The 24518-nt window shown below is 57.9% G+C and carries 22 protein-coding genes and 2 tRNA genes; 1 reads left to right on the forward strand and 23 read right to left on the reverse strand.

Translation table 11 applies throughout. From position 1 onward, the window contains the following. Positions 1-306 precede the first annotated feature (306 nt). Positions 307-382, reverse strand: a tRNA-Thr gene (locus Q8N04_19880). A 114-nt stretch (positions 383-496) separates the two neighbouring features. Continuing rightward, a complete protein-coding gene (locus tag Q8N04_19885; protein ID MDP3092938.1) occupies positions 497-2548 on the reverse strand; it encodes a hypothetical protein in 2052 nt (683 codons plus the stop codon). Positions 2549-2645: 97 nt separating this feature from the next. Between Q8N04_19885 and ubiA the strand changes: the two genes are divergently transcribed. Then, on the forward strand, positions 2646-3539 hold the full coding sequence (gene ubiA / locus Q8N04_19890; GenBank protein MDP3092939.1) for a 4-hydroxybenzoate octaprenyltransferase: 894 nt from the start codon (positions 2646-2648) through the stop codon (positions 3537-3539). A gap of 7 nt (positions 3540-3546) precedes the next feature. Here ubiA and Q8N04_19895 read toward each other — a convergent pair whose 3' ends face one another. From Q8N04_19895 to mlaD, 21 genes are all read right to left on the reverse strand, one after another. Then, on the reverse strand, positions 3547-4566 hold the full coding sequence (locus tag Q8N04_19895) for a c-type cytochrome (GenBank protein ID MDP3092940.1): 1020 nt from the start codon (positions 4564-4566) through the stop codon (positions 3547-3549). After that, complete coding sequence (locus Q8N04_19900) at positions 4563-5402, reverse strand: ethylbenzene dehydrogenase-related protein (protein MDP3092941.1); 840 nt, start codon at positions 5400-5402, stop codon at positions 4563-4565. Before Q8N04_19900 ends, Q8N04_19895 begins: the two co-directional genes overlap by 4 nt. 52 nt (positions 5403-5454) lie before the next feature. After that, positions 5455-6174 (reverse strand): cytochrome c, encoded by a 720-nt coding sequence (locus Q8N04_19905; GenBank protein MDP3092942.1) that lies wholly within the window; start codon positions 6172-6174, stop codon positions 5455-5457. A 9-nt stretch (positions 6175-6183) separates the two neighbouring features. Next, a complete protein-coding gene (locus Q8N04_19910) occupies positions 6184-6807 on the reverse strand; it encodes a cytochrome c (protein ID MDP3092943.1) in 624 nt (207 codons plus the stop codon). Between the two features lie 27 nt (positions 6808-6834). Beyond that, a complete protein-coding gene (locus Q8N04_19915; GenBank protein MDP3092944.1) occupies positions 6835-8691 on the reverse strand; it encodes a cytochrome ubiquinol oxidase subunit I in 1857 nt (618 codons plus the stop codon). Positions 8692-8717: 26 nt separating this feature from the next. Continuing rightward, positions 8718-9713: a hypothetical protein gene (locus tag Q8N04_19920; GenBank protein ID MDP3092945.1), complete on the reverse strand. Its 996-nt coding sequence runs from the start codon at positions 9711-9713 to the stop codon at positions 8718-8720. Between the two features lie 38 nt (positions 9714-9751). Beyond that, positions 9752-10864, reverse strand: coding sequence for a cytochrome bc complex cytochrome b subunit (locus Q8N04_19925; GenBank protein MDP3092946.1), 1113 nt, complete (start codon positions 10862-10864; stop codon positions 9752-9754). Positions 10865-10869: 5 nt separating this feature from the next. After that, positions 10870-11805, reverse strand: a complete 936-nt coding sequence (locus Q8N04_19930; protein MDP3092947.1) for a ubiquinol-cytochrome c reductase iron-sulfur subunit — start codon at positions 11803-11805, stop codon at positions 10870-10872. Next, positions 11805-12611, reverse strand: coding sequence for a cytochrome c (locus tag Q8N04_19935; GenBank protein ID MDP3092948.1), 807 nt, complete (start codon positions 12609-12611; stop codon positions 11805-11807). Before Q8N04_19935 ends, Q8N04_19930 begins: the two co-directional genes overlap by 1 nt. A 50-nt stretch (positions 12612-12661) precedes the next feature. Beyond that, on the reverse strand, positions 12662-14365 hold the full coding sequence (locus Q8N04_19940; GenBank protein MDP3092949.1) for a cytochrome ubiquinol oxidase subunit I: 1704 nt from the start codon (positions 14363-14365) through the stop codon (positions 12662-12664). Between the two features lie 35 nt (positions 14366-14400). Further along, positions 14401-14955 (reverse strand): c-type cytochrome, encoded by a 555-nt coding sequence (locus tag Q8N04_19945; GenBank protein MDP3092950.1) that lies wholly within the window; start codon positions 14953-14955, stop codon positions 14401-14403. Positions 14956-15163: 208 nt separating this feature from the next. Next, entirely contained in the window at positions 15164-15664 is a 501-nt protein-coding gene (locus Q8N04_19950) for a hypothetical protein (protein MDP3092951.1), read from the reverse strand. A gap of 304 nt (positions 15665-15968) precedes the next feature. Beyond that, positions 15969-16364: a hypothetical protein gene (locus tag Q8N04_19955; GenBank protein ID MDP3092952.1), complete on the reverse strand. Its 396-nt coding sequence runs from the start codon at positions 16362-16364 to the stop codon at positions 15969-15971. A 19-nt stretch (positions 16365-16383) separates the two neighbouring features. Continuing rightward, positions 16384-17400 carry an adenosyl-hopene transferase HpnH gene (gene hpnH / locus Q8N04_19960; protein ID MDP3092953.1) on the reverse strand — a complete coding sequence of 339 codons (1017 nt, stop codon included), beginning with the start codon at positions 17398-17400 and terminating at the stop codon, positions 16384-16386. A gap of 211 nt (positions 17401-17611) precedes the next feature. After that, a tRNA-Cys gene (locus Q8N04_19965) sits at positions 17612-17686 on the reverse strand. A 90-nt stretch (positions 17687-17776) separates the two neighbouring features. After that, positions 17777-18961 (reverse strand): flavodoxin-dependent (E)-4-hydroxy-3-methylbut-2-enyl-diphosphate synthase, encoded by a 1185-nt coding sequence (ispG, locus tag Q8N04_19970; GenBank protein MDP3092954.1) that lies wholly within the window; start codon positions 18959-18961, stop codon positions 17777-17779. Positions 18962-18974: 13 nt separating this feature from the next. Next, positions 18975-20924 carry a 1-deoxy-D-xylulose-5-phosphate synthase gene (dxs, locus tag Q8N04_19975; protein MDP3092955.1) on the reverse strand — a complete coding sequence of 650 codons (1950 nt, stop codon included), beginning with the start codon at positions 20922-20924 and terminating at the stop codon, positions 18975-18977. Between the two features lie 176 nt (positions 20925-21100). Next, a complete protein-coding gene (locus Q8N04_19980; protein ID MDP3092956.1) occupies positions 21101-22114 on the reverse strand; it encodes a DUF3187 family protein in 1014 nt (337 codons plus the stop codon). 15 nt (positions 22115-22129) lie between these two features. Continuing rightward, positions 22130-23332, reverse strand: a complete 1203-nt coding sequence (locus tag Q8N04_19985) for a BamA/TamA family outer membrane protein (protein MDP3092957.1) — start codon at positions 23330-23332, stop codon at positions 22130-22132. A gap of 21 nt (positions 23333-23353) precedes the next feature. Then, entirely contained in the window at positions 23354-24010 is a 657-nt protein-coding gene (locus Q8N04_19990; GenBank protein MDP3092958.1) for an ABC transporter substrate-binding protein, read from the reverse strand. A 56-nt stretch (positions 24011-24066) separates the two neighbouring features. Beyond that, the gene (gene mlaD, locus Q8N04_19995; protein MDP3092959.1) at positions 24067-24510 is read right to left on the reverse strand and encodes an outer membrane lipid asymmetry maintenance protein MlaD; all 444 of its coding nucleotides are present in this window, start codon (positions 24508-24510) and stop codon (positions 24067-24069) included. Positions 24511-24518 lie beyond the last annotated feature (8 nt).

The following is a 24518-nucleotide window of genomic DNA, read 5'->3' on the forward strand; positions in this document are numbered from 1 at the left end:
GAGGCGGAGCAGGACGACCCACGCTTACAAGCGGCCTGTGGAGACCGAAGGGGAGACGGTCTGTCATGCTCCGTCAGGTGATGACTTGTAGTATGCATCACGGCCTCCTCTAAGATACAAGGGGAGGCGAGGAGGGGTAGAGACTTGTGGTGGCTGCCGCAGCAATATCGGCTCACCGACCCGCCGCAGATGCAGAAAGACTCGACCTCCCCTGCCCCTCCTTACGAAGGAGGGGAAAGATGGAAGGGGGCGCACCCCCTTCGAATCCCCCGCAGTTCGCCCGTTCAATGATTTGAGAAGAAGGGATGGAGCCGACGACCCGGATTGAACGGGCGACCTGCTGTTTACGAAACAGCTGCTCTACCAACTGAGCTACGTCGGCGATCCTGACATGTGGCGAATGGCTCGGGCATCCTGTACGCTGTCCCGCGAGCCCGACGCAATGATAGCGGCGCAGCCTGCGGCCTGTCAACGAAGGAGCGCTGCTCCGTCACATTTACTGCCCTGGCCCGACCCCCGCCGGCGACGAGCCGGGAATCTCTCCCGGTCCGGGAACTTCTTTCTTGACCGGCACCACCGGCTTCGGATTGTTCCCTTTCGCCATGGGCTGGATCCGAACCAATGCCCCTTGGCCGGGAGCCGGCAAACAGACCGGCTGTTGACTACTCCCGATCTGCTCACTCGTCATGCGGGCGACTTCGCCGCGGGCGAACGCGCAGAGTTCACCCGCCGCCACCGTCCCGTCGCGATCGAGATCGGCCGGTCCCTGCAGGCCCCGGAGCAGCTGATAGGTAAACAGTCCGTGCCGGCCTGGTTCAAAGGCCTGGGATTCTTGAAGTCCATTGTTTCCGATCATCCACATCATCTTGGCGCTCGCGTCCGTCGCACCGACCTCCCACACCGGAGCCGCGCCGGTGGCCGGATCGGCTCCTGCCGCATGTTCCAAAGAGACATCGAACATGAGGATGGCCCGCTGGATCGGCAGGCGCCCCAGCGCTTCTTGCAAGCGGCGGATGGAATACAGGCGGCCCGTCGACGCGGTCGTGCCGTCGTACGGCACCAGCGCCACCGCGCCGGTGACCCCGTCGACCAGTGCCCGTCCGGCGACATAGACATACACCACCGTGCTGGGATCGACACGCTTCGGCAGCCATTCATCGAACGTCTCGGCCAGATCCTGTTTGAGCCCATGCCCGTCGGTCAACACCCGCACGCGGTCGGCCGGCAGCCCTGCGATGGATTGCAGGTAGGCGGCCATGACCTCGGCATCCCGGGCCGCAAATTTCACAGACGGCACCTGGGCATCGCGGAAGCGGCCCACGCCGACCGCCACGACGACCGCTTTCTGCTGCTTGAGCGCCGCCGTTCCCTTCGGCGGCTGATCGACGTCCATCGCCGCCTGAGTTCCGTCTGCCGGACTCGGCTTGATCAGGATGGTGAATTTCTTGACCGGCGGGATCTGGGCCAGGGGCGAGACGGATCGAAGTCCGAACAGCAATTCCCCGCGCAGTGATTCTTTCGCGCTAGTCATCGGTTTCGTCACGGTCACACGCTTGATTTCTCCCGGCAGGACATCGCCGACGGCGATGGTTGACGGGAGCTGGGCGGTCAGGACTCCGGTCCCTTCCACCAGGACCTCGACGCCTTGCGCCTCGGTACGCCCTTCATTCTTCACTTCCACATCAACGGTCAGAGGCTCATCCGGCTGAAGAATGTGATCCCGGTTGTCATCCCGAAGGATGACCCGGAACGTGAGCATCGCCGAGGCCTCCCCCGCTTGATTCGACGGGATTTCGGCAGCGCTCTGGACAACCGGCAGCCTCTCACGGGATGCCTGCGCCGACGGCTCCACCGGCCGGGCAGACACAGCCGCGACATCGGATACGGTAGCGGGCTGCATGGCGGAAACCGGTGCGAGGGCCGGCCCGCGGCTCGGTTTGGCTCCGGCATATTCACGAATCTTGATCGAGTCGCTGATCTGTTTCGCCGCGCCTTCGGCCACCAGATCGATCGCTTCTTTGACGACGGATTCCAGCCCCGTCACGTCGCACGACGTTTCCTGCACCTCGACCTCGCCGAGACCGGAACTTTGGAGCTTCTTCGTCCACAACGTCGAGCCATCGCCGGCCAGATACGCGACGTCGAGGCCGACGGTGACGGTGACCGGATAGGATTTCTTGATACGCCGGGGAATCGCCAGATCGATCTGCTTCAAGCCGACGGCCGCCTCAATGACGCCGTCCGACGATACGGCTTGATCCGTCACCACATGCTGAAATACCCGGCCCATCTTTTGTTGGAGCGCAGCGACTAAGGGACTGCCGATAGGCACTGTGGCTGCCGCTCCGCAGGCGTTTTGGTAGGCAATGGTCGACGTGGCCATCGAGGGGGGCACCCGCAAAACCGGCGAGAGCGCGATGGGCGCGATCCCCGCCAAGCCGTCGGCTCGCTTGAACCACGAGCAGGCCGTCCCCGTGGTCAGCGCAATCCCCATGAGCAAGAGCCCGATGGAAGCACGGAACCAACCCGTCTGATGTCGTCGTAGCATCACTCGTTGCACCACTGTTTTATACAGAAATCGCAGGACCGTTCACAACTCAGATCACAAATTGACAGCTATTCCGTCCTCGGCTAAGGTCCCGCCCATGCCTGATCAACCGCAAGAGGTCCCCGCGATCCAAGCCTCGGCCCCCTGGGAATCCGGGCTGCGCTTGATTCGTTTCTACAATCAAACCGGCACCGCCCTCTTATTACTGCCGACCTGCTGGGCTCTGGCCCTAGCGGAACACGGAATCCCCTCGTTGCGCCTGCTCGCGATTTTCTCCGCCGGCTCATTTCTGATGCGCAGCGCCGGCGTCGTGCTGAACGATCTGGCCGATCAATCATTCGATCGCCGAGTCGCGAGAACGAAAACCCGCCCGCTGGCCTCAGGAGAATTGACGAGACGGCAGGCCTTCGTCGTCCTCGCGATGCTCTTCGTCCCCGCTGCCGGTCTCTTGTGGCTGCTCAATCCGCTCACCCTGTGGCTCTCACCGATAGCCCTGCTCTTGGCCGCGCTGTACCCATTTTCAAAGCGCGTCCTGCATATTCCTCAGGCGATGCTCGGCCTGGCGTTCGGCTGGGGCACGATCATGGCCTGGTCGGCCGCCAGAGGAACGCTTGAACCGACTGCGTGGACTGTCTTTGCCGCCACCATCGTCTGGGCGATCGCCTACGACACTATTTATGCCATTCAAGATCTGGAGGATGACCGGCGCATCGGCGTGAAATCGTCCGCGCTCTTCTTTGGCTCATTTCTCTGGCTCGCGGTCGGTCTGATGCTGGGCGTGATGCTGGTGCTCTTAATCGCAGCAGGCCTGCAGACCGGAATCGGCTGGCCCTACTTTCTGATGCTGGGCGCTGTGAGTGTATTTTTTGCGATGCAGACCAGAATCCTGCGCGGGGCGGTAACCCCGTCGCAGGCATTCCGAATGTTTCAGGCTCACGTGTGGGTCGGACTGGCGATTTTCGCCGGACTGATCGCCGGATTCATCTGGTAAGCGCGGCTCAGCTCGCCGGCTTCTCTGCGACCGGTTCTTCGGCTTTGGGCGCGCGCATCGTGTTCAAGTACATGCTCACCGCTTTGGCATCTGCGTCGCTGAGGCCCAGAGCCGGCATCCTGGTTTCGGCCTTCATGGCCTGCGGGTTCTTCAACCAGCGATACACCCAGGTCGAATTGAGCCGGAAGCCCGCGCGGTCCAGAGCCGGACCCACTTTGCCGCCTTCGCCCGCCAAGCTGTGGCAACCGTTGCAACCATACTTGTTCTGATAGAGACGCTTGCCCAGTTCGGCCTGCTGCGTGGCTTGCTCAGGCGTCATCGTCATGTCCGGGCGCGTGATATTCAGGCCTTTGCCTGGGCGAGTCCCGAAATTATTGAGCATACCCTGCGCAGTATCGAGCGCCTTCTTGGCGGCAACCATCACAGCCTGCTCTTTCGCATAGGACGCTTCATCCACTTCCACGTCCTTCTTCGTGGCTTCGCTCTTTTTCTCGGCTTCCTCGCTGGCCTTCTTCTCGGCCGCTTCATAGGCCTGCTTGGACTGATCGAAACTGTCCTGGGCCGTCTTCAGCGCATCGGTCAATTCTTTCTTGCGCTCTTCAACCTTGAACTCCAGCTTCATCCCGTGCAGCGTCCGCACATACCCGACGATCGCCCAGATTTCATCCTCGGACAATGTGTACTTGAAGGTGGGCATCGTCGGCACGGCGAAGTCGTCGTCGCCGATCTTATCTCCACCCGGGCTGGTGTCCTTCATGTCGCGAGAGATCGTATTGAAAATATCCTCGTCTTTGAAGGTGCTCATTTCTGATTTATTCGAAAGATCTTTCGGCTTGGGATCCGGCATGGATGACCAGTTGAAGCCTTCGTTCTGCCGTCCGCTCTCGCCGTGACAATGCATGCAGTAGTGGGTATAGAGTTCGTGCCCCTTCTTCTGCTGCTCACTGGCACAGCCGCCTGCGGTCATGGCCCAGATTCCAATCAGGCCGGCGACCGCGCCTATGACTTGTAGCCTTGCCGCCTTCATGCTGCCTGTCCTTTCTTCAATTTTCTGATCAGGACAAACTGGAACCCCAGCGCCAGGGCCGCCGCGAAGGCCGCGTAGTAGTAGCCGGAATAATCCGGCGGCGCTTCTGCACGGAAATACCACCAGGAAGACACGGCCTTCTGTGACCCCTTCTCGACCAGGTCGCCTGATCCGTCTTTCCGTCCATCCCAGACCGCGAATGCGATATTGATAAATCCGCCGAGAGCAAGCTGGGTATCTTCGGCCGAATGCTCGGTCGCCAACGGCCTCGTGAAGACCACTTTCCAGGTCCCGGTCGAGAACGCTCCGATGGCTTTCACGTCTTGATGTGTTTGGACCTTCAGCGTCCCAAATCCCTGGGCGTTCATATCCACGCCCTTCTTGTCCTTGTTCTTCCAATACCAAATGTTGACCGGGCCGCCTTCGACTTGCGACATCGGCTGACCATGGGCGAAGTGGGCCTTCTTGTCGCCGACCATAAATTCGATCGCGGCGGCGTCATCAGGGTCCTCCGTCGGATCGGCATATTCCAACAATATCGCCACTTGCGTGCCATCATGCAACGCGCGGACAGAGACATCCTTCACGGTGGTTTCCAAAATACGGTTCGGCCAATGGACCTGCGGGGACATCGGGAATTTCGCCGGCTTGGCCGTGCTCCAGATAGCCGCATTGGGATCGTCAACGGGAAGGGTTCCCTTGACCATCGGCGCGCTCACAGACACACTCTCGCTTTCCTGCGCCAAGCCTGGAGCCGCTCCCGACAGAACGAGGGCCGTCACTGCGACCGCTCCGACTCCGTTCACCCATTGTCTGATCTGATTCGCCGATTTCATACGGGCCTCGTATTCGATTCACAGAAGGACAACGACCGATCGTCGCTTCGCATTATTCCCACGTTCTCGGTGACTGATGGGCGCCATCGTACTCGCCCATGATGATCTTCCAGATCCACTCGTCCGGCAACTCCACTTCCCATCGCGGCATCGCCGACTTCCAGGGCATACCTTCGATCGGGAGGCCGACGCCGCCCTTCTTGATCCGCCAGAAGAGATAGCTCTCCTGGAGCATGGCGATCGTAGTGGGATCGGAGAAATTCGCGGGTGGAGGATTGAAGCCGCGGGCCGCCGGCCCTTTGCCGTCAAACTTGCCGCCGTGGCATGGCGAACAGAACGCGGCGTAGAAGCCTTTCCCCTGCATAATGTTTTCAGGCGTCTTCGAGACCGGGTTCGAGAGCCCGGTGTACTCTCCCGGAGGCGCCGGATGGATGGTGCGGTTTTCCGCGGGAGGCGCATCGCTCGTCGCGGTGCTCCCGTAGGTTTGCCATCCGACCAGCAACGGGAAGAGGATCAGGAAGCCGTAGCGGGCCGCCTGCATCGCCCCGATGTTTTCGCCTGTGAGAAAATTCAGGATCGGAGCGAAGAAGGCATCCTTCGACTCGCGGCTCAGGGTCGCGAAAATGACGATGCCCGTCGTCGTCAGCATGAGGTACAGAAAAATCAGGCTGGACGGCAAGGGGGCGGAGCCCGGAATATTGGGCACCACAAACTTCAAAAACACATACATCGAGAGAATCAGAAGCACTGGCCTTACGAGGGAGCCGCCCATATCCCCTCCTTACTTCGCTTGCGCGACAGTCACGGTTTCAGCTTGAGCCGACTTCACGGGAGCCGCCGGAGCCGCCCCGGGCATTTCCAGTTCAGACGGATTCACCGAGATCGGTTCGCCGCTCATCTGCTGCAGGAACGCGATCACGGAGAGAATTTCATTCTTCGATAATCCGATGGGATTCTTATTGATGTAGGGCATCCTGGCCGGATATTCCTTCGGCAGCCCCTCGTGGCGATAGTCCAGATAGATGTAGGCCTGAGGCTGGGTCAAACTTTCGAAGATGAATTCGCGGCTCAGTTTTGCCCCGATGCCCTTGAGATCGGGACAGCGGGCGGACTCGCTCGGGCCGATAGTATGGCAGAGCGCGCATTGGCCCTTGCTGAAGAAAATCTTCTGGCCGATCGACGCCATATCGGCCGGCGTCTTGATACTGGCGATATCGATGCTCTCTTCCGCCGGCGGCAATGAGGCCATCTGCGGTACGGCCAAGGCGACCAACGAGAAGAGGCCGAGGACGATGGCCACAAACCCGATGACCCGCAAAAACTGCGAGCGGATAAAGAGCAGAATGAGCACGCCGCTCCCGATGACCGAGAGACCAATCAACTGTAATTTGACGACTTCACTCATAGGACTCCTCTGAGCAAGACGATCCGGTTAGATCTGCTTGTCCAATGTTTGAGAGCCACCCGCCATAGCCGGCAATGCCCCATGGCCGTCGCCACTCTTTTCTTTGCCGCCATGCGCATTCTTCGCTTTATCGCCCATGGTCGCCACCCAGAAGATGAACGCCACGATCATGCAGAACATGAAGGTGTTGGCGGCCATCAGCGCGGCGGCATAACCCAAGGCCGGTGAGAAGGCGTATTGCGAAGAGTCGCGCATGACGCCGTACACATGCCAATGGACCCGTGAAGACGATCGCGCGTACCCCATCAAGGTCATCAAGAGAATGACCATAATGGCGTTGAGAACCAGCGAATACCCGGCGCGCGGCGGCATTTTCCCCCACACCATCTCGGTCGTGGTTTTCGCGCTCTTCAGGAGCAACGCCGTCAACGGCGTGATGGTGACCATGACGAAGATGACGAGCAACACCTGCGAGGTCGAGAAGTAGTTGATGCGAACGATCGCCGGGACGAAGTAACCCCAGACGCCCAACACGACCACCACGATACCGGCAATGATGAGAACTCCGCCCATCACGGCATTCGCCAACTTCGCCCAGGTGGCGGTGTCTTCCTTGCCCGCGCGCCAGTACATGATGAAGCTCATGAAGGTCACGAGAATCATGAGGTTCGACACGGTCATTTTGGCCGACATGACGCCGAAGACGCCCAGCAGAGGATGGTGTGTTCCACCCATCTTTCTGGCCTCTTCCAGACTCGCCACCAGCGAGTGGGGCGTCATCCAGACCCCAAGACAGAGCAAGAGGATGATCAACATGGCCAGAATCGGCTTGCGATAACGCAGCTCCGACCCGGGAATGCGATGTGTGATGCCCATCCAGAAGTAATAATTGGAGCCGAGAAACAGCACCCCGATCAACATGGCCTGAAGGATGAACAGCCAGGAGAGGAATCCACCCATGAGGGTGATGCCCATCTGCTGGTTGTACTGGTAGATTTCGCGCATCAGCCAATAGCCGGCGAAGGGCAACGGGAGAAGACCGAACACGCCGATGAAATTTCCGACGTAGCCCATCCAATCATAATGCTCGCGCTCTTCCGGGGTCCGCGCGGAGAGATACCGGATACCGGCGTAGGCACCGCAAATATAGCCGCCGAGCACCACGTTGGCGATCAGCCGGTGAATATTGACCGGCCACCATGTGGGGTTCCATGTCGCCGCCCAGGCCCGCGCCATATCCGACCCTTCGGCAATGACGACCGGACTCGCTTGGAACGTGGCCCAGGAGTTGGGGATGATCATGATGAAGAAGGCGAAGACATTCAGGAGGAAACCCAGCACCAAGTGAAAGACCTTGCTGCGGCCTTCCGACATGGCATCCCACCCGTACCAATACATGTAGAGCGTCGCGGTCTCGAGCAGGAAGAGTGCGCAATAGACCATGAACGACGGGAAGAAGATGTCGCTGAGATAGGCCATCAGCTTGGGATAGGCGCCGATGAGGATGAACAACAGAATGCCGCCGAACAGGGCGGTGGTCGAATAGGCGGAACTCAGCAGCTTGGTAAATTCTTTGGCCAGCTTGTCGTAGCGCTTTTCGCCGCTCTTCCAGCCCACCACTTCGCACAACCACGCAAAAATCGGTACGCCGAGCACAAAGCCCGCGAGCAAGAGATGCAGTTGCGCGACGATCCACACCAGGTTCCGGCTGCCGATTCCGGGCACGTCGCGATAGGCCACGGCCGATGCGCCGCCGGAATCCGCCGCCAGCCCGACGACGGGAGCGGCAAGCACTCCCAGGGTCGCCACGAAGGCAGCCACCGCAGCAGGCGATTCGGTAAAGAACCGAATGAGCCGTTCAATCATTCCAGGCCGTTGCATCATGGATTTCACCTCTCCGTCGCCCAGTCTTAGGGTGTTGCTGGAGCCTTCACCGGTGCCTTGGCATCAGCGGGCTTGGCCTTGCCGGCCTTCCCCTTGTCTTTATCTTTCGCTGCCTCTTCTTCGGCTTTCTGCTTTTCGATCGCCTCAACCTGCGCTGTGAGCTGAGCCACATGCTTCTCGGCCTTGTTGAGGGTATCAACGGGCTTGTACAGCGGCGCGGCTTTGACTTCCGGCTTTTTGCAGCATTCATGCGGATGGGGCGTACTGACCGGCAGTCCGGCCCAAAACAGCATCGAGAGCACGAGGCCCACCAGCGTGGTGGCCGTCAGCATCAGCCCTTGATCGGCCGGCACACGCATCAAATCCCACCGCGTGACCAACGCTTGATAATCTCCTGATGCGGGTCCCGCACTCTGCGCCGCGCTCCGGATCACACGACCGACGAGAGACACGCCCAGCAGCATCATGACGATCAGGACGGTGGTAGAGACGCCGCCCCAGAGGGTGAGTTCGATCCCGATCTTTTCGGCGACGGGAACCGCTTTCAGCATCTCTGTTTCAAAGAGGCTGTGCGACAATTCGATGGCCGTCTGCGTGGCGAATCCCACCACCAGCCACAAGATCGGCATAAAGAGCGCGCCCACGAGGGCGGTCTTGAGCCACAGCGATAATCCAAGTCCATCCGGCGGTTCTTTGCTGAGTTTTTCAAGAAACAACGTTCTGGCCACGACACCGGTCGCCCAAATGTCGATGGGGATACAAATCAGGAAGAGCAGCGCAATCCCCGCGCCCTCGCCGAGATGCGGCTCGGCCACCATGGCAAGAATCGGCATGGCGAACACGGTCACGGGACTGGCGAGATACATCAGGAACGCCAGGCCGATGCGGGTCTCAAAGTGAATGAGTCCCAGCGCCAGGAACAGGAGGCAAATTCCAATTTTGATTGGGAACCCGGTCCAACAAGTGGACCAGAGGACGTTCAATCCAAGCTTGACAGGGGACGGTAATTCTCGCTCGGTCATAGTTTCATCTGGGGCGCGGTTCACGTCGCCCCGCTCAACTAGTCCAAAAATTCCCGGTTGATAATGGCAGCCACGGTAAAGAGCAGAATCATCGCCATCACGACAATCCAGCCGATCAGTGCGATGGGGCGCTTGAAAATATTCCGCTCCGGATCCTTATCGATAAAGGGCAACGCGGCCAGCAGGGCCATGAACGCGCCAGGCAAGGCGATGGCGCCCAGAAACTGACCGAACTCGCCACCGAACATTTTGAGCCGCAGCAATTGGAACAGGAACAGAAAATACCACTCCGGCTCAGGATGATAGTCACCAGGATCCGGCGTCGCTTCCTCAAGGAGCACCACCGGCTCCCAGAACGCCAACGCGCAGATGGTGAAGAACACCGTGATCATCCCGACGATATCTTTCCAGATTTGGCGCGGGAAGAAATAGTCGGTCTTCGCCTTGATCTCCTCCGGGGTGCCACGGAACGGCCCGGCTGGACCTGCGGCCCTAAACAAGAAAATATGCAACCCGGCAAGACCCATCAAGGCCGCCGGCAAAATCATCACGTGGATGACAAAAAAGCGGCTGAGCGTCATTTGTCCGGGAATCGCCCCGCCCTTGAGGAAACGGGCCATGAAATCTCCGATGACCGGAGTCTTGTCCATGATCTCGACGCCGACCGTCGTCGCCCAATAGGCGCGCTGGTCCCATGGAAGCAAATAACCGGTAAACCCGAAGCCCATGACGATTCCGAAAAGGGCCAGACCGACCAGCCAGATCAATTCGCGAGGACTTTTGTAGGCGCCCCAGAGAAAGACCTGCGACATATGCGCGAACACACAGACCACCATCGCGGTCGAACCCCAGAAATGGTAACTGAGGAGGAACCACCCGTAGTCGACTTCGTGAATGATGTATTGCGTGCTGGCAAATGCGTGGTCGGCGGTGGGCACATAGTAGAACATCAGCAGAATGCCGGTGACGGCCTGCATGATGAAGATGAACAACAGAATGGAGCCGAATACGTAAGCCCAGCGCGAGCCACCGGGAACCGGCTCATTGAGCATCTTCGCTTGAATCGTCTTAAGGCCGACCCGCTCGTCGACAAAGGCAATGACCTTTTCGAGTGTGGTAAGCTCAGTTGAAGAGGACGGTGTCTGTTGCATAGTGATCAGATGATCCGGATTTGAGTTTTAGTACCGGCCTTGAATTCCATATCGATGATTTCGACCTCGCCCGTCGCAGACACCTTAATGGGAAGGGCGTCGAGCGCACGCGGCGCCGGTCCGTCGAGCACTTTCCCTGACGCGTCATAGATGCTCAAATGGCAGGGACACAGAAACACCTGCCCCAACACTTTGTGTTGCCGCCACTTATACCCGCACCCGAGGTGCGGACATTTCCCGGAAAACGCGACGAAGGGGAAATCTTTCTTATTGGTCCAGACGGTCTTGCCGAAGGCATCCTTAAACTCCATGTCCTTGCCCTGATACACCTTATCCAGGACCGCAGGAGTCACCTTCAACACCCAGACGTTTTTCTCGATCTCAGACTCGGGCATGTAGGCTTCTTTGACTTTGCGCTTATACTTGAACTGGACACCGATATCGTCCCGCTTGATCTTGCTGACATTGCCGATCTTAAGCCATCCGTTGTCGAACGGAGAATACATGGGCTTCATGAGATAGCGCAGAACCGGAAAGGCAATCGGGAGGCCGATCAGGAATCCAATGACGTGCGTGAAGTTCATGAAGAACGTACGGCGCTTGACGCTCTTCTCCAACTCAGGGAAGGGAACCAGCACCTCACCCGGCGTGACATGCACACGCTCTTCTAGATGGGCAATCTCGACTTCATGCGTCGTCACATAGTCATCACGCTTGAACGGGGGCAGTTCGAGAATGTCGCCGGCTGCCGCGCGCAGCTCAACGAGATTCTCACTGACCGACTGCACGAACGTCATGGCGACTTGCCGCTCCCCGCTGCCATTCATCGATACAACGATATGGCTGATCTCATGGGAGAGAGGGTCGACGATGACCTTCGAGACTTCCCCGATTTCGCGGTCCGTCACGCGGACTTTTGATTTGAGTTTCGGCTGCATCATTACTTCATCTTGATAGGTTTCGGTGTATTGACGGACGTATTCTTGAACGTCGAGAGCCAGGCAGCTAAGGCCTGCACATCCTTGAGCTCCATCAGATCCTTATATTTGTCCGGCATCTTGCCCTTGTCATACTCGGCATCAAAGCCTTCGGCCTTGTAGGACTTGGGATCAAGAATCTTCTTGGTGATTTCTTCCTGCGGCAAGAGCGTCCCGATGTTATCGAGTTCAGGTCCGCGCTTCTTTCCACCCTCGCCCTTCAACTTGTGGCAGTTATAACATTCCTGCAGCTGCCATTGTTCTTCGCCGATTTTCAGGACATCGCCGCCAGAGGCTGCCGCAGAAGCAGGAACCGCCGCAGCCGCGCCGGCATCTTGACCGGCTGAACCCTGCGCCGCTCCCAACGCCTTAATCCGTTCCGTTAATTCCTTGGCCTTGAGATCCAGCTCCTTGGTGCGCGCAATGACTTCGTCCGCCTTCCAGGGATCGAGAATGTTGGGCTTGCCCTTCAGAATCTTGACGATCTTCCCCTTTTCATCTTCCGGATCGTATTGCGGCCAGAGGGACGCGCCGGAGATGAACACCGTGCAAAGAATGGCATAGAAGACCAGAAGGGACACGAGCGCCTTGCCGCCGCTCATCACCTTCATGGTCGGGGCATCGAGAATCAAAAAGACGACGGTGCCGAGCACCGCATACCCAAAGAACAGCCATCGGAAAACAGGCGGAAAATCGAACGTCATTGTGGCCACCCACAGCCCGGCCCCGATCACTAATCCGACGATGATCTTCATGATTGCCTTGCCCATAGTGCTCCTCGTACTAAGTCGCTATGAATGCACCGGGATAAATCTGAACCCTACTTCGCCCCAGCCGGAACCGGGCTGCCCTCAGACGCATGCTCCTTCGGATGCGAGGCGCGGAGCGTCACCAGAATCGCAAAACTCACCACCGCATAGAACACCACAGTAATCCCCGTGATGTACCAAGCTGAATAGGCCAGCGTCGGCGTAAAGGACTCCGCCGTAAAGTCCGGCAGCAGGTTGTACGTGTGAAAGTATTTCCGCAGGAGCGAGCGAACCGCCCCCATCAGCCCCATCGTCCAGATCGCGCTGAAGGCCAGGAAAATCAGAACGAACTGGGAAGCATAATCGATCTTGCCCCAGACGATCGTCCCCTGAGTCACGGCCCGATTGTAGATGATGTAATTGACCACCGTGACGAAGACGAGCGTGAAGGCCGCTGAATTCTTCGCCGGCATCAGGGCCAGGAAGTTCCAATCGGACGGCAATTCCAACTCTGCGACCAGTTTGGCTCCGGTCGGAGCAAACCCGTGCGGCGTGAGCCAGATCGCGTTGCCCACCACCACCATCAGGAAGCCGATCTTGATCACCGTCCGCGAGGAGACCGTGATCGGAATAAAGCGACCGAGAATGGCCGGCGCCAGCAACATCGGCAAGAGAAACATCAGCGACTTGGGATCGGGAGCCGGGTAATCCGTCAACACCTTCGTCATGACCAGGGGAAGCGCGATCATCACGATCGGGGCAATAATGGTCATACGGACCTTCTCGACGCCCTCGATGCGCTTCATACTGAGCCAGATGTAATAGTTACTGGCCAGGAAGATGAGCCCGATCATCGCCCCCTGCATCTCAAAGAACATCGACAACTGGTCCGCCATCATATAGGGGCAGATGGACGCATCGTAGTCGCACAGCTCATAGGCCAACAGATAGCCCATGAACGGGAGGAACAAGAGCGCACCCACACCGATCATATTGCCGACGAAGCCCATCCAATCGTAATAGGCCCGCTCTTCGTCCTTCGTCGACCCCATGTACATGTACGCGGCGATCAGGCCGGCCACAAAGCCGCCGAACGTCACATTTCCAACCAGCCGGTGCATATTGAGCGGCATCCAACTGTAGTTGAACATCTTGTCCCAGATGCTGGCAGTCGCCAGGAACTCAACGGGAGAGACACCCTCGGCTTTCACCGGCGTGTTCATGAAGGAGGTAGGGCCGTCGATGACAAAGAGCGTAATCGATCCGATCAAATTCAAGAGCACTCCGAGCGCGATATGCCGCGCCTTCTTATTTCCCTTCCAGGCATCCCACGTATAGAAATACAGGTAGAGGACGAATGTCTCGCCGATGAATAACAGGGGATAGATCACGGCGAAGACGATAAAGAAGTGATTGATCAGCCACGTCGTGAATTGCGGATAGGTCGCCAGCAACACGAAAATGAACAGACCACCGGTCAACGCGGTCATACTGTACAGAATGACCGTGACCTTCGTGACCTCTTTTGCCAATCGATCGTAACGGGGATCCTGCTTCCGGTATCCCAGCCACTCCGAGATGACCACGAAAATGGGCGCCCCGAGAATGAATCCTGCGAACAGGATGTGGAGCTGAGCGACGATCCAGACAGCTGTCCGATTCCCGGTATAAGGGAATTCAACCGGCGGCGTGCCCGGCGCCTGTGCGTAGGCCGTCCCGCCGAACAGCGCTAGAAGCGCAATGAGAGCCATGAGACTGCGCTGCCATGTTTTCATGATGCCTCGCCGCTCCTCCTCACTAGAGTGAAATCTTACTTGCCTGCCGGAGCCGGGGCAGCCGGCGCTGCTTCAGGTGCCGCCGCTGGCGCTGCCGCCGCAGGAGCCGCCGACACGGCCGCCGCATCGACCCACGCCTTCTTACCTTCATCCCAACCCTTGCCGGCCAATCCGAAGTTGCGCTCATACAATACGAGCTTCCAACGATCTTCGTCCGACAATTTGCTCTTCCAGGCCTTCATCTTGGTGTTCGGCACGCCTTCCGAAATGCGCCAGAACCACACCGCATCCGAATACAGCTTCATCCGGTCGCCGACGCGGAAATCGCGGGCGCCCGCCTTGACCGGCTTGCCGTCCTTGCCATGGCAGCTGGCGCAATTCACGTCAGGATTCGTCTCGCCGATGAAGAGCTTCCGCCCTTCTTCGAGCTTGGCCGCATCCGCCCACCAGCCGGCAGGCATGTGCTTATCGGCATACTCGGCAGGGGCAGGAGGAGGAGGAACCACCGGGCCTTCGCCCTCACCACCACCACAGCCTGCGATCGCCAAGCCCATTCCCAACACCATCATCAGATGCCACGACATTTTCATATGATTTCCTCCACTCCCTTTCTACGCCCCACAATGCTTTTCATTACCGACCCATCCATCTTCAAGGCAGAAAAAAACGCCTCCGCAAGGGGCCGACCCTTACAAAAGCGCTACTCTGCGTTCACCAAAACAACCACAGCTGCACATGCCCCATCATCTCTGGCCTTCCACTCCGGCGAGCGCCCCACTCCGCTCCCGGACCGGCCGATTACTTTTTCCGCTTACCCTGCCCCTTCTCTCGCCTTCCGTCCTGCTTGCGCTGAGACCGAACGACTTTCACGCCAACCAAGAGAGCCACCAACCCGCCGACCACCCCAAGCACCACCCACAACCATGTTGGAGGCGCCGAACGATCATGAACACAACCGGATCCGAAATTGACCTGGATCCTTCGCTCACTCTCAAGATCCTTCGGATCGAACTGAATCTTATGGTGCTGCTGCTCGCCCTTTACCTCAACCAGAAGCGGATCACCCAGGTTGTCATTATGCAGGTGAAACGCTGCCTTATAGTACCCTCCGTCATCCGTTGTGACGGTCTGCCCATAAGAAATTCTCGTATCCTTGACTAAGACTTCAGTATTGGCGCTCGGCGTCCCATCGGCTTTACACACGAACCCTTCGACCGTATACCGATGGTCGGCTTCATGGGTAGCGTACAGAATGGTTGGATGTGTGACGAAGACGCAGATGCCGGCCGTGGCGACCACGATGATCCACCGAAAGCCAGACTTCCTTCTTGGTTTCCACTCCACTCGTCCGTGCCAATCCCCTTATTCCGGATCATCCCATGACACGCGACGACTTGCAGAGTATCGTCGAATGCGCCAGCCAATTTTAAGGCCGATTCTTGTAGCATAGCCCCTATTCTTTGTCAATTGCGATGGAAGGAAGAAAGGCCCTGAACAAGAGGGGAACGCGTGTTTTGGTACGCTCAAACGAAGAGGATATTTTCAGAGGAGGCGCGGGGGGAAATGTCCGCGCTGGAAGGGATGAAAACACAACGGCGCGAGCCTAGAGATGCCCGCGGGCGCGGGCATCCTGTGCGATCCGGTCAGCCTCGGCTTTCCGCTCCGACTCTTTTTTCGCAACCCAGCTCTCCCAGGAATTGCCTGACGCCGTGTCTTCTCCGGAAAAGGCCACCGATACGACATCTGCATACCGAATCACCTGCACTCCAGAATCACCCTCGGGAAACACTTCAAACGTCGAGTCCTGCCCCTTCACCGTCCGATTGAAAAGATAACCGGTCACGTGCTGGCCCGATCGAAGCGTCACCGTCACATCTCCGCGATAGTCGAACGCCAACTCAATCGCCTCTGCCAGCTCTGCAAACGAGTGCGGAGCAAACTGTCGCCCCTGCAAGGAGCTGGCGGCTCCCGAGGCACTGTGATTCTTCGTATCAGTCATGCGACTCGCACTCCTCTGTTCAGCGACTGGTAGGCAAGAGGGTCAATTTCACGGTTCGCCCGAACCCGGACACCGTCCCGAAGGTATCTTCGACCGCCGAGGCTTCGTATCCGCAATGCACCATGCAGTCTGCGCACTTTTCGTTCCGACCGGTTCCGTACTGATCCCATGCCGTGTCTGCCATCAACTCGCGGAAGCTCTTTGTGTAGCCTTCTTGCAGCAAGTAACAGGGCTTCTGCCACCCGAACACGTTATACGTGGGATTGCCCCACGGAGTGCATTGGTACTCCCGCTTTCCCATCAGAAAGTCCAGGAACAGCGGCGATTGATTGAACTGCCAGCCCCGCTTGGGGCTGCCGAGAATACGAGAAAAGAGCTCTCGCGTACGTTCACGCTTGAGGAAGTGCTGCTGATCAGGCGCTTTTTGATAGCTGTAGCCCGGGGAAATCATCATCCCTTCGACCCCCAGCGTCATCATTTCATCGAAAAACTTCCGGACACGCTCGGGATTGGCATCATCGAATAATGTCGTATTGGTCGTGACGCGATGGCCGCGCTTCAACGCTTCCTTGATGGCCCGCACCGCAACGTCATAGACCCCGTCGCGACACACCGCCAAATCGTGTTCGTCCTTCAATCCGTCCATGTGCACACTGAAGGTCAGAAACTTCGATGGCTTGTATTCATCCAGCTTCCGTTCCATCAAAATGGCGTTCGTGCAGAGATACACATACCGCTCCTGCGCCACCAATCCCTCGACAATCTTGGCCATCTTGGGATGGATGAGCGGCTCCCCGCCTGGGATACTGACGATCGGCGCCCCGCATTCCTCGGCCGCCGCCCAGCATTGCTCGGGGGTCAAATGCTTATCGAGCACATGATCGGGATATTGGATTTTCCCGCACCCGGCACAGGCCAAGTTGCAGCGAAACAACGGCTCCAGCATGAGGACGAGCGGATAGCGCTTCACGCGCTTCACCTTCTGCGTGAGCACATACTTCGTGACTGTATACATCTGGGACAGCGGTACGGCCATTCCCTGCTCCTTCCGATGAAGTTATATAGTGGACGGCTGGTGATTGCAGCCGGACATGGAGGCATCCAAAAACTCAACGAATTCTAACACCTGCAAAAAACTCAGTCAATTTCGGCCCAGCCAGAGCGCCATGCGGGCCCTCACTCGACTGACAGACGCTGTAACACCGTACCGGGTACACGCGACAAAACTGAATGGACAGGTGTGAAATTGGAGGCGCCGAGCGGGTTCGAACCGCTGCATCGCAGTTTTGCAGACTGCTCCCTTACCACTTGGGTACGGCGCCTCACGAAGGTGCGCATTATAGCGGCCCTTCATCCGGTATCTCAACAACCGTTTTAGAAGGAGATCGTTGCCGGGGCGTGCAAAAATCGCCCTAGCGATTAGGCAGGACGGGAATCTCTTTACCCAGCGTCGTCGATTGCGAGGGATCCGGCCCCAACGACTCCCATCCCTCGTTAGAAGAGGAAGCGACAACCTCCCCGCTCGCCTCAGCCTCTTTTTCTTTTGCGAGAAGCTCCACTTCTTCGATCAGCGTATCCATCAGCTCTTCGATAGGAACCTTGCGAACGAGCTTGCCCTTCTTAAACAGAATTCCTTTGCCTTCGCCGCCGGCCACCCCGATATCCGCTTCCTTGCCTTCGCCGATTCCATTCACGACGCACCCGAGTACCGACACATTGAGCGGTGTCTTGATATGGCCAAGTTTCTTTTCGAGTTCGTTGGCCATCTTCACCACATCGATCTCGACGCGGCCGCAGGTCGGACAGGCGATCACATTGATGCCGCGATGACGGAGCTCCAGCGATTTCAAAATCTCAAAACCGACTTTGACTTCCTCGACAGGATCCGCCGCGAGGGACACCCGCAACGTATCGCCGATGCCTTGCGAGAGCAGATAACCAAGCCCCATGGCCGACTTGACGGCACCGGTCATCGCCGTCCCGGCTTCGGTGATGCCGATATGAAGCGGATAATCGGATTGATGGGCAAACAGCCAGTAGGCATCAATGGCGTGATGCACATCGGAGGCCTTCAGCGACACTTTCATGTTGGTGAAGCCGACGTCCTCCAACGCATGGACCGCATTCAGTGCAGACTCAGCGAGAGCTTCCGGCGAAGGCCAGCCATACTTGTCGAGCAGATGGCGCTCCAACGAGCCGCCGTTGACCCCGACACGCAACGGAATGCCTCGCTCATTCACGGCCTTGATGACTTCTTCGACTTTCCACCAGGCCCCGATGTTCCCCGGATTGATGCGCACGCAATCGACGACTTCTGCGGCCTTGAGTGCCAGCCGGTGATCGAAGTGAATGTCGGCGATCAACGGAACGGTCATCGCCGCCTTGATCTTCGGGAGAGCCGCAGCCGCCTCATCATCCGGCACCGCGACACGAATCACTTCACAGCCGGCCGTTTCAAGCTGACGAATTTGCTCAACCGTCGCCGCGACATCGCGGGTGTCGGTCGAACACATCGACTGGACAGACACCGGTGCGTCCCCGCCGACCTTGAGGGAACCGACCTTGATCTGCCTGGTTTTTCGTCTGGCTATATGCATGGTGTGAGGTCGCTCAGCTCCCCTGCTCGTCCCCGTGCGGGAGATGATCGATCGACGCGCCGACCGCGAACCGATCTTGCTTCGTGACCGGAGCCTTCCCGACGAGTTCCTTCACGCTTTGATAAATACCTTCCGCCGTGAGCCCATACCGCTCCCGCAAGAAATCCTGGGGCCCTTGCTCAATATACCAATCCGGAAGCCCGAGCACCTTGGTCGTTACGTCGGTGATGCGGGCATCGGACAACGCTTCGAGCACTGCGGAGCCGAAGCCCCCCATCTTGCAGCCCTCTTCTACCGTCACCACATATCGCACCCGCTTCGCCACATCGACGATCAGCTCCTGATCGAGCGGCTTTACGAATCGCGCGTTCACCACGGCGGTTGAAATACCCTCTTTGGTGAGCCGTTCGGCCGCTTGCATCGCCTGCCAGACCGAGACTCCGATGGCCATGATTGCGACATCGGATCCGTCCTTCATCAACTCACCCTTCCCGATCGGGAGTGCGGCAGGAGCGGCATCCATCGGAACCCCGAGGCTGACCCCGCGCGGATAACGGAGCGAGACCGGTCCATCATGCTGGATGCAGGTCTTCATCATGTGCTGCAGTTCGTTCTCATCCTTCGGCGCCATCACCACCATATTCGGGGCATGCCGCAGATAGGCGTAGTCGAACGCCCCGTGGTGCGTGGTGCCGTCTTCCGCAACGAGACCACCGCGATCGATACAGAAAACGACGGGGAGATTCTGCGTGGCCACATCGTGCACCACCTGATCGTAGGCGCGCTGCAAGAAGGTCGAGTACATGGCCACCACAGGTTTCAGGCCCTGTGTCGCAAGTCCGGCTGCGAACGTCACGGCATGCTGCTCAGCAATCCCCACATCGTACAAGCGATCGGAGAATTCTTTTTCGAACCCGGTGAGACCGGTGCCTTCGCACATGGCCGCCGTTATGGCGACAATCCGCTTATCCTCACGAGCCAGCTTCACCAGCGAGTCCATGGCAATTTGGGTATAAGAGGGGCGCGCGGCCTTTTTCGCCGGCACACCGGTCTCGCGCACGAAGGGCGGACAGGCATGGAACCAGACCGGGTTATTGATGGCCGGTTCATACCCGAGACCCTTCTTCGTAATCACGTGCAGTAAGACCGGCCCCTTCATCCTCAGCACATTCTCCAAGGTCGGAAGCAAATGCTCAAAGTTGTGGCCATCGATCGGCCCGCAATACTGGAAACCCAGTTCTTCGAACAGCAATCCGGGAAGAATGGCTCCCTTCGCCAGCTCTTCGGCCCGGCGAGCCAGCTTCTGCATGTCCTCCCCGATGTGAGGAATCTTTCGCAGGAGTTGGCCGGTTTCCTCACGCATCTTCCCGTAAAATTCACCGGTAATGGTTCGACTCAGGTAGGCGGAAATTGCGCCGACGTTCTTCGAAATCGACATTTGATTGTCGTTCAAGATCACCAGGAAATCTTTGCCCATCCCGCCGGCATGATGCAGACCCTCCAGAGTCATCCCGGCGGTCATCGCGCCGTCCCCGACGACACAGACAACTTTATTTTTCTGTCGCAATTGCTCGCGCGCTTCAACGAGTCCGAATGCCGCCGACACGCCCGTACCGGCATGCCCGGCATTGAAGGAATCGTATTCGCTTTCTTCTCTTTTACAAAATCCGCTGAGCCCGCCGTACTGACGTAGCGTATGGAACTGTTCACGACGGCCCGTGAGCAACTTGTGCGTATAGGCCTGATTGCTGGTATCCCAGACGATCTTGTCGGCCGGCGTTTTCAGCAGGTAGTGCAATGCCACCGTGAGTTCCACCACGCCGAGATTCGACGCCAAGTGCCCCCCCACGCTGGATACGGTACCAATGATCTGTTCACGGATTTCTTCGCACAGCGCGGGCAATTGGCTCTGCGACACCCGCTTGAGATCTGCCGGACTTTGAATGGTCTTGAGGATCGACATAGGATGGTCTCCCTTGAATCGTATCTCAGCTATTCTGCTTGGTTTTCATGCACGAGGAGGCAGAAAAACGGATGCAACCGCATCCCCGTCAATTAAGATGGAATTGCTCGTCAGTTTCACACAAAGGTCCTTTGCTGTCAAGCAGTTAGAGACGCCGCCTATCGAGTTATCACTCTTCATGACCCAAATTGAAACGTCACCACTGTGGAGAGGGTAAAATCGGCGGCACTCCCGACAATGAAATCGAGATTTTCCACCGCGTACACCTGCCAGAGCAGCTGCGGGCGCAAGCGATAGCTAAAACCGAGCACGCCTTCCGTGACTCCCTTGTCGAACACATGCGTGCCGGTTCCGTACAGCGGCGACGAGAAATAGTCGAAATGTCCCACGATGGAGAAATTCTCCGACCAGAGATACTCCACTGCCACCAGGGCAGAGACGACCGGCTGCAACCCGAATCCTGCAATGTGACCAGTCGGAATCACCCCATTGAGATTCGCATACACCATCCAGTCCTTGGCCACATGTTTCTCCAGGGCCAAGCCAAACCCGTAATCCGGACTGCCGCTTCCCAAGAGGTGCGATTCATCTCCCGTAGGAAGTTTTACCGCAGCACGAAGAGACAAGGCCGGCGATGAACTCGTCTCAGTCAACACCTGATACTTGCCCATAACCGAGGCATCGCCCAATCCAACGACACCCTCCCGTGCGTTAACCACGGTACGTCCGCCCGATGTCACCTGGTAGGCGTACCCTGTTCCCTTGAGCGCCCTTCGATCAGGGGCCAGGCCGGTCGTCGCCCGCTCAACCGCCGAGATCATGCCGTCCATGATGCCCCGATAGCGGTTCACTATCGGTACTTCCACGGCCATCTCCAGCCGCTCGGTCACTCCATAGCGGAGAAACAATCCTGACCGGATACTCTCAAACTTCATCGTGACTGACGTCTGCGGGGTAGCATCGGAAAAGATGTTGGCGGTATTGGCGAGTTCGATACGGAGATCGAGGGATCCTGGCTTCAAGACCGCCGCGCGATCGCCGGGCATTCCAAGCACTAATTGGTACACCGGCTGAAAATTTCTCACGGGGAACGGTCCAAACCCCTCAGCCAACACAAGCTGAGGGCTCACCCCACCAGTCAGCGCAATACTCGCGAACAGGATGGCGAATAGAATCTGGCCCCACGACATCCTGCAACTCGCTTCCTAGTAGGGAAAATCAAGACCGGCGAAAATCGCACCGCCTTCACGACTGAATCCATAATCGAGGCGACCCACGACATTCGGCCGTACAATACCGCGGATGCCGAGCCCCGGAGTCATCCGGTAATCTTTGACACTGACATCTTTGAAATTCCCGAAGACCTGACCTGTATCAAGGAACGGGGCCAATTCAAAATCCGCCATGACACCCGCCAGTCTGGTGCGGGCGATATGGATCCGCTCTTCGATGCTCACGGAGATCAGATGCTTGTCGATGTAACGGTCGACGCCGAAGCCGCGGAGATTGTTCTGCCCGCCCAGCGAGCTTTGTTCGAAGAATGGCACCTGCGTGCCGATCGTGGCCTGCAAATTTGCCCGCACGACAAGAATGGCCCGCTTGGATTCGCTGGGAAACAGCTTCTTGATGTCGAGTTCATAACGCGAATACACCGGATGCTCACCGTTCCTCACATTCTGATTCAACTCCGCATACGCGGTTACGGCCATCCCATCCGTCGGTGTCACCAGATTGTTGCGCGTGTCATAGTGAAAACTAACACGGTGCCCGACGATCGTCGATTGCCCCTTGACACCGTCCACATCCCCGAACCGCTCACCGGTAAACGGAAGGTTGGTGGCCCCGCGCTGAAGCTGCACATCACGAACACGCTGAGCCAGCGCAATCTGCGTCACCTCGTTCATATAGACGCCGAACCGCCAGTTTGCCCGTATTTCCCGGGCAGTGTAATTGGTCTCATTGCCTTCGATGGAATCCTGCCCGGGGCCGAAAAACCGGGACGTGGCGTTCTTGAAAAACGACCCGCCGAACTGCAGAAAGTACCGCCCGTTGCTGAAGGCGGGATCCAGATAGTTAAACACGAGCTTGCGCTCGATCTTCTCCGTGAACGAGCCGATAAACTGAATTTGCCGCCCGCCCGGCTCGTACTGAAAGAAATTGAAGGCCCCTCTGGTTCCGACAATCGAATTCCGAATCACCATGGGGGCCATCAAATACTTCAGTTCCCCGTCAGGGTCGGTGATCAAAATCGGCATGATCAGCCCGAGATCGTTGCCGTCGTTGCGCGTCGTAGAGACCGACGGAACGGGGATGACTTGCGTGTCGGCCCAGGCGGACACGAGACACACCGCGGCCGTCCCTGCCCACAGGCAGACGATCAAACTAACAAGTCGACGCAGGGAGGACATGAACAGGCTGCCTGACTGGTCTTACGGAGATTTGAGCTTATCGGATTTTTTCCGGAGCTGATCGACAAGATCGGGGTAGGACGACGCACGAAGGATCTTGGTAAATTGCCCGCGATAGTTGTTCACCAAACTCACACCATCGACCACGACATCGTACACCCGCCAGTCCGTGCCCCGGTTGATGAGACGATAGTCGAGCGGGATTTCCGTTTTCCCCGAGAGGATCTTGGTCCGCACTTCGGCATAGTCTTTTTCGGTTCGTTCATTCAGATACTGCACGCCTTCACCGGAATAGGACTCCACTTTTTCTGCGTACGAACTGGTCAGGAGCGTCTGAAACAGGGACACGAATTCCTGCTTATCTTGATCTGAAAGCTGGTTCCAGGGGGCTCCGAGCGCCCGGCGCGACATTTCCTGATAATCAAACCGCTCGGCCACCACTTTCTCCAGCAACGATCGCCGCTCTTCAGCCTTGGCCGTCTGCTTCAAATCCTTATCGCGAATGATGCGCAGCACCTCGTCGATCGTGCCCTTCATCGAATCCGTCGGAGGCCCGGCAAGGGCCTGCGATAATTCAACCCCGAGAGAAAGGCAGATCCCCACCAGACCGACCGCGGCCAACCGGCCGACCGGTCGCATTACCGACCCCGCTCGCCCCAATGCATTGTGCGTCACCATACGACACTCCTGTATATACATCACGCCACGAAATTCCCCAGGGGAAATCGAAGCAATCAGTTCACCTTACCATGGACATATTGACTCACCAACTCTTCAAGGTCCAAGCCGGACTCAGTATCTCGAATGGTGTCGCCGGGTTTCAAGGGATCGCCGCCGCCGCCCGGCGACAACGCCAAAAACTTCTCCCCGATAATTCCTCTCGTCTTGATCGACGCAATGGTATCCGTATAGAGCTTCACCCCGTTGCCGACGGCGAGCGTGACGATCGCGCGATCCTCTTTGAGCGCAATGCCCCTGACACGCCCCACCTCCACGCCGGCAATTTCAATGGTCGCGCCAGACTTCAAGCCGGTCGCGGTATTGAACAGCGCGGTCACTTCATATAGGTCGCCGCCGATCACCTCCAGCTTGCCCAGCTTGATGGAGAGATAGCCCAGACACAAAATCCCGACCAGGACAAACGCGCCGACCACCAGTTCGAGCTTGGTATTTTCCATCGCCATAC

The sequence above is a fragment of the Nitrospira sp. genome (assembly GCA_030692565.1).
Classification (GTDB): domain Bacteria; phylum Nitrospirota; class Nitrospiria; order Nitrospirales; family Nitrospiraceae; genus Nitrospira_D.

Bases quoted from the DNA above. Each gene is read 5' to 3' on its own strand.
- Q8N04_19920 (MDP3092945.1), bottom strand. From the start codon at position 9,713: ATGACCGAGCGAGAATTACCGTCCCCTGTCAAGCTTGGATTGAACGTC.
- Q8N04_19940 (MDP3092949.1), bottom strand. From the start codon at position 14,365: ATGAAAACATGGCAGCGCAGTCTCATGGCTCTCATTGCGCTTCTAGCG.
- Q8N04_19905 (MDP3092942.1), bottom strand. From the start codon at position 6,174: ATGGGCGGCTCCCTCGTAAGGCCAGTGCTTCTGATTCTCTCGATGTAT.
- ubiA (MDP3092939.1), top strand. From the start codon at position 2,646: ATGCCTGATCAACCGCAAGAGGTCCCCGCGATCCAAGCCTCGGCCCCC.
- Q8N04_19990 (MDP3092958.1), bottom strand. From the start codon at position 24,010: ATGGTGACGCACAATGCATTGGGGCGAGCGGGGTCGGTAATGCGACCG.
- Q8N04_19935 (MDP3092948.1), bottom strand. From the start codon at position 12,611: ATGGGCAAGGCAATCATGAAGATCATCGTCGGATTAGTGATCGGGGCC.
- Q8N04_19910 (MDP3092943.1), bottom strand. From the start codon at position 6,807: ATGAGTGAAGTCGTCAAATTACAGTTGATTGGTCTCTCGGTCATCGGG.
- ispG (MDP3092954.1), bottom strand. From the start codon at position 18,961: ATGCATATAGCCAGACGAAAAACCAGGCAGATCAAGGTCGGTTCCCTC.
- Q8N04_19900 (MDP3092941.1), bottom strand. From the start codon at position 5,402: ATGAAATCGGCGAATCAGATCAGACAATGGGTGAACGGAGTCGGAGCG.
- Q8N04_19895 (MDP3092940.1), bottom strand. From the start codon at position 4,566: ATGAAGGCGGCAAGGCTACAAGTCATAGGCGCGGTCGCCGGCCTGATT.
- Q8N04_19955 (MDP3092952.1), bottom strand. From the start codon at position 16,364: ATGACTGATACGAAGAATCACAGTGCCTCGGGAGCCGCCAGCTCCTTG.
- mlaD (MDP3092959.1), bottom strand. From the start codon at position 24,510: ATGGAAAATACCAAGCTCGAACTGGTGGTCGGCGCGTTTGTCCTGGTC.
- Q8N04_19980 (MDP3092956.1), bottom strand. From the start codon at position 22,114: ATGTCGTGGGGCCAGATTCTATTCGCCATCCTGTTCGCGAGTATTGCG.
- Q8N04_19925 (MDP3092946.1), bottom strand. From the start codon at position 10,864: ATGCAACAGACACCGTCCTCTTCAACTGAGCTTACCACACTCGAAAAG.
- hpnH (MDP3092953.1), bottom strand. From the start codon at position 17,400: ATGGCCGTACCGCTGTCCCAGATGTATACAGTCACGAAGTATGTGCTC.
- Q8N04_19885 (MDP3092938.1), bottom strand. From the start codon at position 2,548: ATGCTACGACGACATCAGACGGGTTGGTTCCGTGCTTCCATCGGGCTC.
- Q8N04_19915 (MDP3092944.1), bottom strand. From the start codon at position 8,691: ATGATGCAACGGCCTGGAATGATTGAACGGCTCATTCGGTTCTTTACC.
- dxs (MDP3092955.1), bottom strand. From the start codon at position 20,924: ATGTCGATCCTCAAGACCATTCAAAGTCCGGCAGATCTCAAGCGGGTG.
- Q8N04_19930 (MDP3092947.1), bottom strand. From the start codon at position 11,805: ATGATGCAGCCGAAACTCAAATCAAAAGTCCGCGTGACGGACCGCGAA.
- Q8N04_19985 (MDP3092957.1), bottom strand. From the start codon at position 23,332: ATGTCCTCCCTGCGTCGACTTGTTAGTTTGATCGTCTGCCTGTGGGCA.
- Q8N04_19945 (MDP3092950.1), bottom strand. From the start codon at position 14,955: ATGAAAATGTCGTGGCATCTGATGATGGTGTTGGGAATGGGCTTGGCG.